The organism is Flavobacterium reichenbachii (assembly GCF_002217435.1).
In the GTDB taxonomy this organism is placed as follows: domain Bacteria; phylum Bacteroidota; class Bacteroidia; order Flavobacteriales; family Flavobacteriaceae; genus Flavobacterium; species Flavobacterium reichenbachii.
In genome coordinates this window covers 221,639-233,993 of the sequence record NZ_MUHF01000021.1, presented here as the reverse complement: position 1 = coordinate 233,993, position 12,355 = coordinate 221,639, and the positions used below count along the sequence as shown (strand labels likewise).

General features: G+C 33.5%; 9 protein-coding genes. 4 read left to right on the top strand and 5 right to left on the bottom strand.

What is annotated here, in order from left to right; all coding sequences use genetic code 11:
• From B0A68_RS18215 to thrA, 5 genes are all read right to left on the bottom strand, one after another.
• The gene (locus B0A68_RS18215; protein WP_035683589.1) at positions 1-705 is read right to left on the bottom strand and encodes a hypothetical protein; all 705 of its coding nucleotides are present in this window, start codon (positions 703-705) and stop codon (positions 1-3) included.
• A 5-nt stretch (positions 706-710) separates the two neighbouring features.
• Positions 711-1,586, bottom strand: coding sequence for a DUF4238 domain-containing protein (locus B0A68_RS18210; RefSeq protein WP_035683587.1), 876 nt, complete (start codon positions 1,584-1,586; stop codon positions 711-713).
• Positions 1,587-1,702: 116 nt separating this feature from the next.
• On the bottom strand, positions 1,703-2,992 hold the full coding sequence (thrC, locus tag B0A68_RS18205; protein WP_035683584.1) for a threonine synthase: 1,290 nt from the start codon (positions 2,990-2,992) through the stop codon (positions 1,703-1,705).
• Between the two features lie 103 nt (positions 2,993-3,095).
• Entirely contained in the window at positions 3,096-4,016 is a 921-nt protein-coding gene (locus B0A68_RS18200) for a homoserine kinase (RefSeq protein WP_035683582.1), read from the bottom strand.
• A gap of 144 nt (positions 4,017-4,160) precedes the next feature.
• Positions 4,161-6,608, bottom strand: coding sequence for a bifunctional aspartate kinase/homoserine dehydrogenase I (gene thrA / locus B0A68_RS18195; RefSeq protein ID WP_035683581.1), 2,448 nt, complete (start codon positions 6,606-6,608; stop codon positions 4,161-4,163).
• Positions 6,609-7,206: 598 nt separating this feature from the next.
• On the opposite strand from thrA, the gene hutH reads away from it, so the two are divergent.
• The 4 genes from hutH to B0A68_RS18175 all read left to right on the top strand — a co-directional run bounded on the left by hutH (position 7,207) and on the right by B0A68_RS18175 (position 12,280).
• Positions 7,207-8,721, top strand: a complete 1,515-nt coding sequence (gene hutH / locus B0A68_RS18190) for a histidine ammonia-lyase (protein WP_035688029.1) — start codon at positions 7,207-7,209, stop codon at positions 8,719-8,721.
• Positions 8,722-8,769: 48 nt separating this feature from the next.
• Complete coding sequence (locus tag B0A68_RS18185; RefSeq protein ID WP_035683580.1) at positions 8,770-9,414, top strand: DUF47 domain-containing protein; 645 nt, start codon at positions 8,770-8,772, stop codon at positions 9,412-9,414.
• 29 nt (positions 9,415-9,443) lie between these two features.
• Entirely contained in the window at positions 9,444-10,787 is a 1,344-nt protein-coding gene (locus B0A68_RS18180; protein WP_035683578.1) for an inorganic phosphate transporter, read from the top strand.
• A gap of 146 nt (positions 10,788-10,933) precedes the next feature.
• A complete protein-coding gene (locus tag B0A68_RS18175) occupies positions 10,934-12,280 on the top strand; it encodes an SMI1/KNR4 family protein (RefSeq protein WP_035683576.1) in 1,347 nt (448 codons plus the stop codon).
• Positions 12,281-12,355 lie beyond the last annotated feature (75 nt).

Sequence of the window (12,355 nt, the reverse complement as noted above, 5' to 3'; positions counted from 1 at the left end):
TTATGATCTAAAATTATTTTGTGAAATCCAATAAGTTAGATTTTTATAAAAATTAGCAATAACTGTCCGATGATTATCTTCATAAATATTTCGATTTATTACTTTTATTTCCTTAGTATGATCAATTAATCGCTCAATTATTTTGAATAATAGCGGATCTATTTTTTTTAGTTTATTTAAATCTGAAGAATAATTAAAATCTTCGTTTGGATCACATAAAATAGCTACTAATCTTCCGATAAAGGGATCTACAGCTTTTAAGTTGATTTTTTTTCCAGTTCTATATGATTTATTAAATTCTCTAATTTCTTCAGAATTACATTTGTAATAATCATAATCGGCAATAAATTTATTTCGATCAAAACCAAGTTCCAGATATATTGGTAACATTTTTATATGATCAAGACAATTCCCAATATGTTCTATTAATTCTACCGAAATATTTTCCGAAAGTATTTTGCTTTGTAGTAATGTAAGTTTTAGAGAACTTGTAAAATATAAATCTTTCATATTCATGTATATATGAAGTATTTCATGTGTGAATGAATCTATGCAAAGATGATTTTTGTCTATAACAAATGTAACAGAATTGTTTATACTGTAAACTCCATATTCATTATTTATAGACTCTTCAAATTCTACAGTATAGTTTTGATTTATTTCATTCCAAAGATTTTGATTTCGAGAATCTACAAGTTCTTTCATATTTTTTAATCTTCAATAACTTCTTTGCCTATTCGATATTTAAATTCTCCATCAATAATTACATATTCATGTGCGTTTCGCATTACTTTCTGTTGTAAATCAAAATTTTGCTCATCAGTCGCAATATGAATTACGTTCGATTCTAAATTTCTTAATTCGTTAGTTTTATCATCAGAATCTCTAAAATGTAAGTAAATTAAATACTCTGGATTTAAAGGGAAATAAACTTCGCTCTCTTTTGACATAAATTCAAATTTTCTAGTCCTATTTTCTAAGACTATCGGATTGTCAGTTGTAAACCAAGGTTTCCCTTCCTGTGATTTTAAAATTACAATTTCATAATGTCCGATCCTACGTAATAAATATTCTTGAAAAAATAGTAAAGCTCTATTTATAATTTCATCAACAGGATTATCTACCATTACTCTATAAAAATCTCTTTGTACTAATTCCTCCAAATTTTCGGCTCTATGTGCACAGATCATTTTTAAAATATTTTCTTTTGCATCAGAATTTAATAAGTATATTAAATTTGATCGCCATTCATTGGAACGTGCTATAAAATTTGGAATTAGTTGTAAAAGTATTGCTTTTGATTTGTTACTTAATTTATTTTCCGTTTCAAGATCGCTTAGAATTTCTGAGTAAACGTTTTCAATATCACAATTTAAACTTTCAAATAACCTTTCAATTTCTGGATTATCACTTTCTATATCAAAAATATTAGTTTGAGCTAAAAAGCTTTTTATACTCTTTTGTCGAGTAAATTTTTCCCCAGTTTTTAAAACAGAAACTTTATATTGATCATTTGAAATATAACCAAACTGTTTTAAATAAACTTGAGGAATTATATGTTGATTTTGATTTTTAGGTTGTTTCATGATTTTTTTTGAATATCAAACCTATTAATTTTATAGACAAAAAACTAATTGTGAAAAAAAATCCGCAAATTTACCTTTCAAATTTGCGGATTTTAAATTTTATAAATAGAGAAAAATTACCCCAAAAAAGTCTTCAACTCCTCATAACTAGAAATCTTAACACTAACTTTCTCCTCATTAATAACGCTCTCAATCTGTTCAGGAATAGGAAGTGTAATCCCCAAAGCAGGTTCAACAACATCCAGAAATTTAATAGGATGCGCCGTTTCTAAGAAAACACCAATTGCATTTTCATGTTTTTGTAATTCTTTTTTCAAACCTAAATAACCAACAGCGCCGTGTGGTTCTGCGATATAACCATTTGTGTTATAAATTTTCTTTAGAGCATCGAGCGTTTCTTCATCAGTATAACTATAAGAAGAGAAGTCTTTTTCGAACGCTTTCAAGTCATTATTGTACAATTCCTGAATCCTGATAAAGTTACTTGGATTACCAACATCCATGGCGTTAGAGATAGTTGCTTTAGAAGGTTTTGGATCGTATTTTCCGTTTTCTAAGAATCTTGGTACGGTGTCGTTTACGTTTGTAGACGCAACAAAATGTTCAATTGGCAAACCTAATTTCTTTGCCATAATTCCGGCGCAGATATTTCCGAAGTTTCCGCTTGGGCAAGAGAAAACCAATGGTTTGTTTTGGCTTTTTAACGTTTTGTAAGCAAAGAAAAAATAGAACATTTGCGGTAACCAGCGCGCAATATTAATAGAATTCGCCGAAGTCAGGTTTTTATGCGCTAAAGTTTCATCTAAAAATGCTTTTTTCACCATATCCTGGCAATCATCAAAAACGCCGTCAACTTCTAGTGCTTTTATGTTTTGCCCTAAAGTCGTCAATTGTTTTTCCTGAATATCGCTCACTTTTCCCGACGGATATAAAATGACAACATCAACGCCGTCAACGCCTAGAAATCCGCTTGCAACGGCTCCGCCCGTATCTCCCGAAGTCGCTACCAAAACCGTATTTTTGCTGTCTTTTTTGTCTTTATTAAAATAAGCTAAACAACGCGACATAAAACGCGCTCCAACATCTTTAAAAGCCATGGTTGGTCCGTGAAATAATTCTAAGGAATAAATGCCGTTTTCGACTTCTACAACCGGAAAATCAAAGCTTAAAGTCTCGGCAATAATTTCTCTTAAATTCGCTTCCGGAATTTCATCGCCCACAAATTGCTGAATTACATCAAAGGCAATATCGTTATGAGTCAGATTTTCGATTACATTAAAAAATGCAGGATTTAAGGGCGTAATGGTTTGAGGAAAATACAATCCTTTATCACTTGCCAATCCTTGTATTACAGCTTCTTTAAAAGAAACTTCTGGTGCATTATGGTTTAAACTGTAGTATTTCATTTTTTTGTTTTTATTTTAAACCATATAAGTGATATAAGTTAATATAAATGCATGCGCTTTTAATTAAATGAGCTTATATCACTTATATGGTTGGTAATATTGCTTAGAGAATTCTTACGCCATCCGGATTAATCTTCGAAACGTGAATTTCATATGGTAAATTCATTTTTTCGTAAACCTCGCTCATGGCTTTGGCGATTTTGTCTGCGGTTTCTTTTCCTCTGCTTAAAGCAAAAATCGACGGGCCAGAACCTGAAATTCCAGAACCCAAAGCACCGTTTTCGAGAGCCGTTTGTTTGATTAAATCGAAACCCGGAATCAAGACGCTTCTTAACGGCTCCACGATTTCGTCATGAAGCGATCTTCCGATTAAATCGTAATCTTTTGTATATAAGCCAGCTATAAGTCCGCCTACATTTCCCCATTGCATAATCGCGCTTTTTAGGGAAACTGTCTGTTTTAAAACCGAACGTGCGTCTGAAGTTTTCAGCTCAATCTGCGGATGAACTACCGTAGCAAACAATTCTTCGGGACTGTCAATTCTGATAATATCCAGCGGTGCATAACTTCTTACCAAAGTAAAACCGCCTAAAAGGGCAGGAGCAACGTTGTCGGCGTGTGCATTTCCGCTCGCTAATTTTTCGCCCTGCATGGCAAATTGCACCAGATCTTTACGGGAATACGGTCGGCCAAGTAATTCATTAATTCCGAAAACTGCTCCGGCAGAACTTGCAGCACTGCTTCCGATGCCGCTTCCGGCTTTTATATTTTTATAGATTTCGATTTCAAATCCAAATTCAGTATCTAAAGTTTCCAACATTGCAAGCGCAGCCACTCCAGAAACATTTTTTTCGGTTTCCAAAGGCAGATCGGCCCCCACAATTTTAGTAATACGAACTCCTTTTTGATCGACTTTTCTAACAATCATTTCATCGCCCGCATTGTCTAAGCAAAGTCCAAGTACGTCAAAGCCGCACGAGAGGTTTGCAATAGTTGCCGGGCAAAATAGTTTTATTTGTGTCATTTGTTATAGGTTCAAAGTGGCAAAGGCTCAAAGGTTCAGAGGTTTTGCAACTCAATATTTTTTATTTTAAGGTTCAAAGCGAAAGGTACAAAGGCTCAAAGGTTTTAACTTTGTCCCTTTGCACCTTTGAGCCTTTGTACCTAACTAAACGTTTCCAATGCGAATTACATCCGCAAAAATTCCTGAAGCCGTAACCGCAGCACCTGCTCCGGCTCCTTTTATCAATAACGGCTGATCTACGTAACGATCTGTGTAGAACAATACGATGTTGTCTTTTCCTTCTAAATTATAGAAAGGATGATCTTTTGGAATGAATTGCAGACCTACGCTTGCTTTTCCGTTTTCGAATTGTGCTACGTATTTCAATCTTGAATCTTTGGACAAAGCTTCTTCATAGATTTTTCCGAAATGCGGTGCGTGTTTGATTAACGATGCAAAAAAGTCTTCATTGTTTGTTGTTGCTAAACATTCAGCAGGCAGGAATGATTCGTTTTCGATGGCGTCAATATCCATTTCGTAACCGCTTTCGCGAATAAGAATCAGGATTTTGCGAGCCACGTCGATACCGCTTAAATCAATTTTCGGATCTGGTTCTGTAAATCCTTGCACTCCTGCTTCTTTTACCACATCGTGAAAAGAATTATTCTTATCGAAATTGTTGAAAATAAAGTTCAAACTTCCCGATAAAACAGCCTGGATTTTATGCACTTTATCGCCAGAAGCAATTAAGTTTTTTACGGTGTCTATAATGGGTAATCCCGCACCAACATTCGTTTCAAACAAAAACGGAGCGTTGTATTGGCGGGACAAGTTTTTTAATTTTTTGTAATTGTCATACGCAGAAGAACAGGCAATTTTGTTGCAGGTTACAACCGCAATACTTTGTTTTAGGAAGTTTTCGTAAGTTTCAGAAACACTGGCGTTTGCTGTAATATCAACAAAAATACTGTTGCGTAAATTCAGTTCTTTTGCACGTGCAATGAATTCTTCTTTGTTGGCAGCTTCGCCTTTATCTAAATCAGCCTGCCATTCTTTTAAAGAAATTCCGTCTTCGTCAAAAAGCATTTTTCTTGAATTTGATAAAGCAATAACGCGAACGTTAATTTTTAAATTATCTTTTAAAAACTTTCTTTGGTTGTGAATCTGCTCGATGAATTTTTCACCCACATTTCCAACGCCCATTACAAATAAATTCAACTGTTTTGTATTTTCTTCAAAGAAATTTTCATGCAGCGTATTCAACGCTTTTTTAACGTCTCTCTCGTTAATTACAGTCGAAATATTTCTTTCAGAAGCACCTTGCGCAATCGCACGAATGTTTACGTTGTTTTTTCCTAAAGTACTGAACATTCTGCCGCTCAGACCTTGGTGATTTTTCATGTTTTCACCCACCAAAGCAATAATACAAAGGTCTTTTTCTACGTAACAAGGATCAATTTTGTTTTGTAAAATTTCAACTTCAAAAGCTCTGTTAATCGCAGCTTCGGCATTTTCAGCATCCGAATTTAAAATTCCGATACAAATAGAATGCTCAGAAGAAGCCTGAGTAATAAAGATTACATTGATTTTTTCCTGAGATAAAACTTCAAACAAACGTCTGGATGAACCTGCAACGCCAATCATTCCGGGACCTTCAAGTGTTAAAAGCGAAATATGATCGATATGGCTGATTCCTTTTACAACCGAATCTTTTGAGGAAACCTGATCAGAGATAAAAGTTCCTACAGCTTCTGGCTCAAAAGTATTTTTGATTAAAATTGGAATGTTTTTTCTTAAAACCGGCTGGATTGTCGGCGGATACAAAACTTTGGCACCAAAATGCGACAATTCCATCGCTTCCTGATAGGAAATGTTAGCAATTGGCTGTGCTTGTTTTACGATTTTTGGGTTTGCAGTAAACATTCCGTTTACATCAGTCCAGATTTCTAATTGTTCAGCATCAATTGCTCCGGCAATAATAGCAGCAGTATAATCTGAACCGCCGCGGCCTAAAGTCGAAGTAATTCCGTCTAAAGTCTGCGCGATAAATCCCGGTAAAATATTAATTTTTGATTCATTCAAAGCAAAATATTCCTGAATCAATTGGTTTGAAACTTCAAAATTAACTGCAGCTTTTCCGAAATCAGCATTTGTTTTGATTAATTCACGGCTGTCTTTATAAACGGCAGTTTTATCGATTTGCTGATAAGCCTGTGCAATAATGTAAGAGGAAAGCAATTCGCCAAAACTCAAAATCGTGTCGGCAGTTCTTGGTGATAATTCGCCTAATAAAAAGCAGCCGTCTAATAAAGTTTCCAGATGGTTGATGATTCTTTTTACATGGCTTAATAAACTGCTTTGTTCGCTTACCGGAATTAATTCTTTTAAAGTGTCAAGGTGTTTTTTCTCTATTTCTGCAACGATATTTCTAAAATCTTCGTCATTTGCTGCGGCTTTTGCTGCTGCCGACTGCAATAAATCGGTTACTTTGCTTAATGCAGATACAACAACAACTAATTGGTCTTCGTTAGCTTTTTGGTTAACAATTTCGAGAACGAGTTTTATATTTTGAGCATTGGCAACCGAAGTTCCGCCAAATTTTAATACTTTCATTTTGATATTTTTTTTCTTTTGATGCAATAGTTTTTATGTATCCAATTACTCTCTTCTTTAAGAAAAAAGTATAGATAACCAGGATTATATGTAAAAATGTATACCCCTAAGGGGTAGTAGTTGTTGTAGTAGAAATTGTTGTAGCAGCAATCGCAGTTCTTGTTTGAACTGTCATTGTAGATTGATATTTTGTGCTGTTACTTTTCATTTTGATTTTTCAAAAGTACAGATTTTATAAAAGTTAAAAAACTCAAATTTCCTTTTTGCGAATATTTTAAAATTTCAAATCTCTTTAATTCAATATTGAGTTTTCGTCAGAATTGAATGTTATAAATTGTTGTATTCGTAGAATAAGTATTGTTTTAGTAGTACTGTAACTCGTTCATAAAGTGAATTTTAATAAAAACGGAAGAAAAACAACATTATTTATTCTATATGTTAAATGGATTTAATTTTATAAATCATTCATTTCTCAGTGATGGATATTAAGAAATAGGTAAAAGACATTGTTTTGCGATATTCAAATTTTTATTATTATTAACAAATCTTGCTTTTTAATATTGATTTGCTGAATTTTGATGCCTTAAATATAAAAACCATGAGAGAGATCCATTATATAAGTACTGAGACCATAAACTTAGAAGCTTTACAGGAAATAATTGTAAATCAGAAATTGATTGAATTATCAGAAGAAGCAAAAGTAAATGTTCAGAAATGCCGTGACTATTTAGATAAGAAAATGGCATCGCATTCAGGACCTATTTATGGTATTAATACTGGTTTTGGATCACTTTGCAATGTTAAGATTTCAAACGAAAATCTATCGCAGCTTCAGGAAAACTTAGTAAAATCTCATGCTTGCGGGACTGGCGATGAGGTGCCTTTGGAAATTGTCAAGATGATGCTGCTTCTAAAAATACAATCATTAAGCTACGGACATTCAGGCGTGCAATTGCAAACTTTAAATCGTTTGGTAGATTTTTATAATAATGATGTTCTGCCGGTAGTCTATACGCTTGGATCACTTGGCGCATCTGGAGATCTTGCACCTTTGGCTCATTTGTCTTTACCGTTATTAGGAGAAGGCGAAGTTTATTTTGAAGGTAAAAAAGTTCATTCTTCTGAAGTTTTAAAGCATTTTAACTGGGAACCAATTGTGCTGCAGTCCAAAGAAGGTTTGGCATTGCTTAACGGAACACAGTTTATGAGTGCTTACGGAGCTCATATTTTAATTAAAGCTTATAAATATTCCTATTTGGCAGATTTAATCGGAACTATTTCTTTGGAAGGTTTTGATGGAAGAAGCGAACCTTTTAATGAATTGATACATTATATCCGTCCGCATAAAGGTCAGATTGTAACTGCACAGCGTATCAATGAGTTTTTGGAAGGAAGCGAAATCATAGCTCAGGAGAAAAAACACGTTCAGGATCCGTATTCTTTCCGTTGTATGCCTCAGGTTCACGGCGCTTCAAAAGATGCTATTGATTATGTTAGAAAAGTATTTAAAACCGAAATTAATTCGGTTACCGATAATCCGAATATTTTTATTGAAGCAGATGAGATTATCTCCGGAGGAAATTTTCACGGCCAGCCATTAGCTTTAGCTTTAGATTTTATGGCAATTGCTTTGGCCGAGTTAGGAAGTATTTCTGAAAGAAGAACTTATCAGTTGATTTCTGGTCAGCGCAACCTTCCGGCTTTTTTGGTTGATAATCCAGGATTAAATTCAGGTTTAATGATTCCGCAGTATACTGCAGCAAGTATTGTGAGTCAAAACAAACAATTGGCCGCGCCGTCAAGCATCGATAGTATTGTTTCCAGCAACGGACAGGAAGATCATGTAAGTATGGGAGCAAATGGAGCAACAAAAGCGTTACGTGTACTGGAAAATCTGGAGCGAATTCTGGCTATCGAATTATTAAATGCATCACAGGCAATTGCCTATAGAGAATCTTTAAAATCCAGCGATTTTATTGAGATGTTTTTAGGCAGTTACAGAGAGGTAGTGCCTCTGGTTAAAGAAGATAGAATTTTGCATTACGACATTGAGAAGACCGTGTCATTCTTGGATAGTTTCCAAATTGAAAACGATTTGTTAACAATGGCTTAACATTGTAAAATATTAATGAAGTAATTTTGCACTATCAAAAATATAAAAATGTCAATAAACAGTATTTTCCAATTTTTAGTGCCGAAAGACAAGAAATTCTTTCCACTTTTTGAAGAAGCTTCAAGCAATTTAATTGAATTAGCTTCTAACTTACATGAAGCTGTAAATCTTCCCTTAAAAGAGAGAGAAGTTCTTTTTCAGAGAATTGACGAATTAGAACAAAGAGGAGAAGATATTACACGTCAGACCAATTTGGAATTAAGCAGAAACTTTATTACTCCGTTTGATAGAGAAGATATCCATACCTTGATTACTTCTATTGATAACGTTGCAGATTATCTTCACGGTGCAGCAAGCAGAATGAAGTTATATCAAGTTGACAAGATTACAAAATCGATCAGAAAAATGACAGAAATCAACCTTGAGGCTTGTCAGAATATTGACAGTGCGGTAAAAGAGTTGAGTAACTTAAAAAATATGAACATTATTAAAGAAGCTTGTGCCAGAATTAATAAACTGGAAAACAAGTCTGATAACGTTTATAATAAAGCAGTTTTTGAAATCTTTGAAAACGAAACAGACGCTAAAAATATTATTAAATATAAGGAAGTGTTATCTGTTTTAGAATCAGCAACAGACAAATGTAAGAGCGTTGCAAACATACTAGAATCTATTTCTGTAAAACATTCTTAATTCAATTTTTCATTCTGAAGTTATAATTTATGACGCTACTTATATTAATTATAGTACTAGCCTTAATTTTTGATTACATTAATGGTTTTCATGATGCGGCAAATGCTATAGCGACTGTTGTTGCAACAAAAGTATTGACGCCTTTTCAGGCCGTTCTTTGGGCAGCATTTTTTAACTTTCTGGCGTATTGGGTTTTCGGATTTGGTGTTGCAGATACTGTTGCTAAAACAGCGCACACTATGGAAATTAACCTAGTGGTAATTCTTGCCGGTGTTATTGCAGCAATCTGTTGGAATTTATTGACTTGGTGGTTAGGAATTCCTTCGAGTTCTTCGCATACACTTATTGGAGGTTTTGCAGGAGCGGCAGTTGCACATGCTATTGCAGTTCACGGTTTTTCAGGGTATGTTGGCGCAGATGGAACTACACAATACTGGTACGAAATCGTAAGCTGGTACAAAGCCGGAAAAGACGGAGGAATGCCTTCAGGAGTTATTATCATTATTGCTTTTATTGTTCTTGCACCTTTATTAGGAGCTTTTGCTTCTTATTTAATATCAATTTGGCTGTTAAATGCTTCTCGTAAAAGTATTGGACCAAAAATCTTTACCATTGCATTAATGCTTGGAACTATTTGGTTTGTTGTAACTCAGATGGTTACTTATGATCAAATTTTAGAACACGGAAAACCTCGTTTTGAATCTCATTTTTGGAGTGTAGCTTTTGATCCGCATAATATTAAATGGTTTCTTGTAGCCTTTATTATCTTAACTGTAAGTTTATTTTGTTTGATCTTTAGCAGCTTAAATCTTCACCAGGCAGATGCTGCTTTGAAAAAAATGCAGTTAGTATCTTCTGCTGCCTTCAGTTTGGGGCACGGAGGAAATGACTCTCAAAAAGTAATGGGTATTATTGCTGCAGCAGTAGCAGTTTATATCAATACAAATCCAGGTGTTCATTTAGATTCCTGGTTAAATGTAGTATTGCCAAATGATGATTTAGGAGTTAAAGGTGTAATGCCGGGATGGATTCCATTAGCGTGTTATTCTGCTATTGCAGCAGGAACTTTAAGCGGAGGATGGAAAATTGTAAAAACCATGGGTTCTAAAATCACAAAAGTAAGTTCGTTTGAAGGTGTTGCTGCCGAAACAGCTGGAGCTTTGACACTTTATTTTACTGAACATTTAAAAATTCCGGTAAGTACAACACATACTATTACAGGTTCTATCATTGGAGTTGGATTAACAAAACGTGTTTCTGCAGTTCGATGGGGAGTTACAGTAAGCTTAATATGGGCTTGGATCTTGACAATTCCGATCTCTGCTATTTTGGCAGGTTTAGTATACTTTATTTTAAGTGTATTTATTAAATAAATGATTCTGAAAATGTGAGATTCAATCACATTGATAAACATATCAAAAAGCCGATTTCAGTTTTGAAATCGGCTTTTTTATTGTTTTTTAACTTCCTTTCTAAAAATTATAAAAGCATATATTTGAAGCCAATTTAATGAGGATTTATGATAGATCAAAAAACTTTAAATCAAATAGAAAGAATAAAGACAAAATTGATTTTAGCAAAAGAAATAGATAATGATTTTGAAGTATTTGCTGCAGATCGTCATAAGTATTTGATAGGAGAGACGATTAGTAGCGAAGAAATTTTAAAGTTTGAAAGAAGTTATACTATTTCTCTTCCGGAATCTTATAAAGCGTTTTTACAGTATATTGGTAACGGTGGAATATCTAATCAAAATGCTGCTGCAGGTCCTGGGTATGGAATATTTCTTTTTGGGAAAAATATTGCCGAATTTGTTTATAGTAATCCAGAAAATTTTTTGAAACAAGATTGCAAAGTTTATCCTGAAATGAGCGATAATTTTTGGAAAGAACTAAATATGAAAATTGATGAAGATATTTCTGATGAGGATTTTGAATATGAATTAGGTAAAATTTTTTCAGGGATTTTGCCTATTGGAACAGAAGGCTGTACTTACTATTATGGACTTGTTTTAAATGGGGAATTTAAGGGGAGAGTTGTAAATATTGATATTGATCGACGTAAACCATACTTTGCTTTTGAATCTGATTTTTTAGATTGGTATGAGCGATGGCTTGATGAAATTACAGCAGAAAAAATAAATGATAATAATGATTTATTTAATCATACTTTGGGTGGAGTTGTAACTCATATTTTAGATGTATATAATGCTGCAGATGTTGAAGAAACTAAATTAGAATGTTTGATTGCAATCTTAAAAAAGAAAGAGATAGCTTCGCAAGCATTAGATGTTTTGGAAAAAAAATATAAATCGAGTGAGGGTGTAATTCAGCATAAACTGCTCCAAGTGCTTACTAAGTTTGATTATAACCGCGCATATCCTTATTTGATTGATTTTGCTAAAAATGATATATTAAGTGTTTTTCAATTTGTATTTTGGTACGCTAAAGACAAAAGTTTGGATTGGCTGGAGTTTATAAAAGAAAATATTCAAAGGATAAACGATGAGAAAACATTTCAATTCTGTACTTATTTGTTAAAAGAAATGAAGTTAGATTATGGAATTATGATTATTCCATTTTCATTAAATGAAAATAAAGAAATAAGAAGGCAGTTTTATTATTCACTTGGGCAATTAGAAAATAAAAGAGATTATCTGGATACGTTTATAATTGGATTAAATGATAATTCTAATTGGGTTGTTCATGCTGCATTACAAGCTTTAAATGGAATAAAAGATGAAAAACTCTTAGTCCATTATAAGGCAGTTGCGGAGAAATTTTCGAAAGAACAAGATTATATTTTGCCAAATTTAAGTCGAAATCTCGAATTTTTCGGATTGACTTTAGCGGAAATAAAACTTTAGATTTAAAAGAGATATAAAAGTCTTTATCAGATAAAAAACCATGGTTCAATTTTGTAAATAAAAAAAGCTGATTTC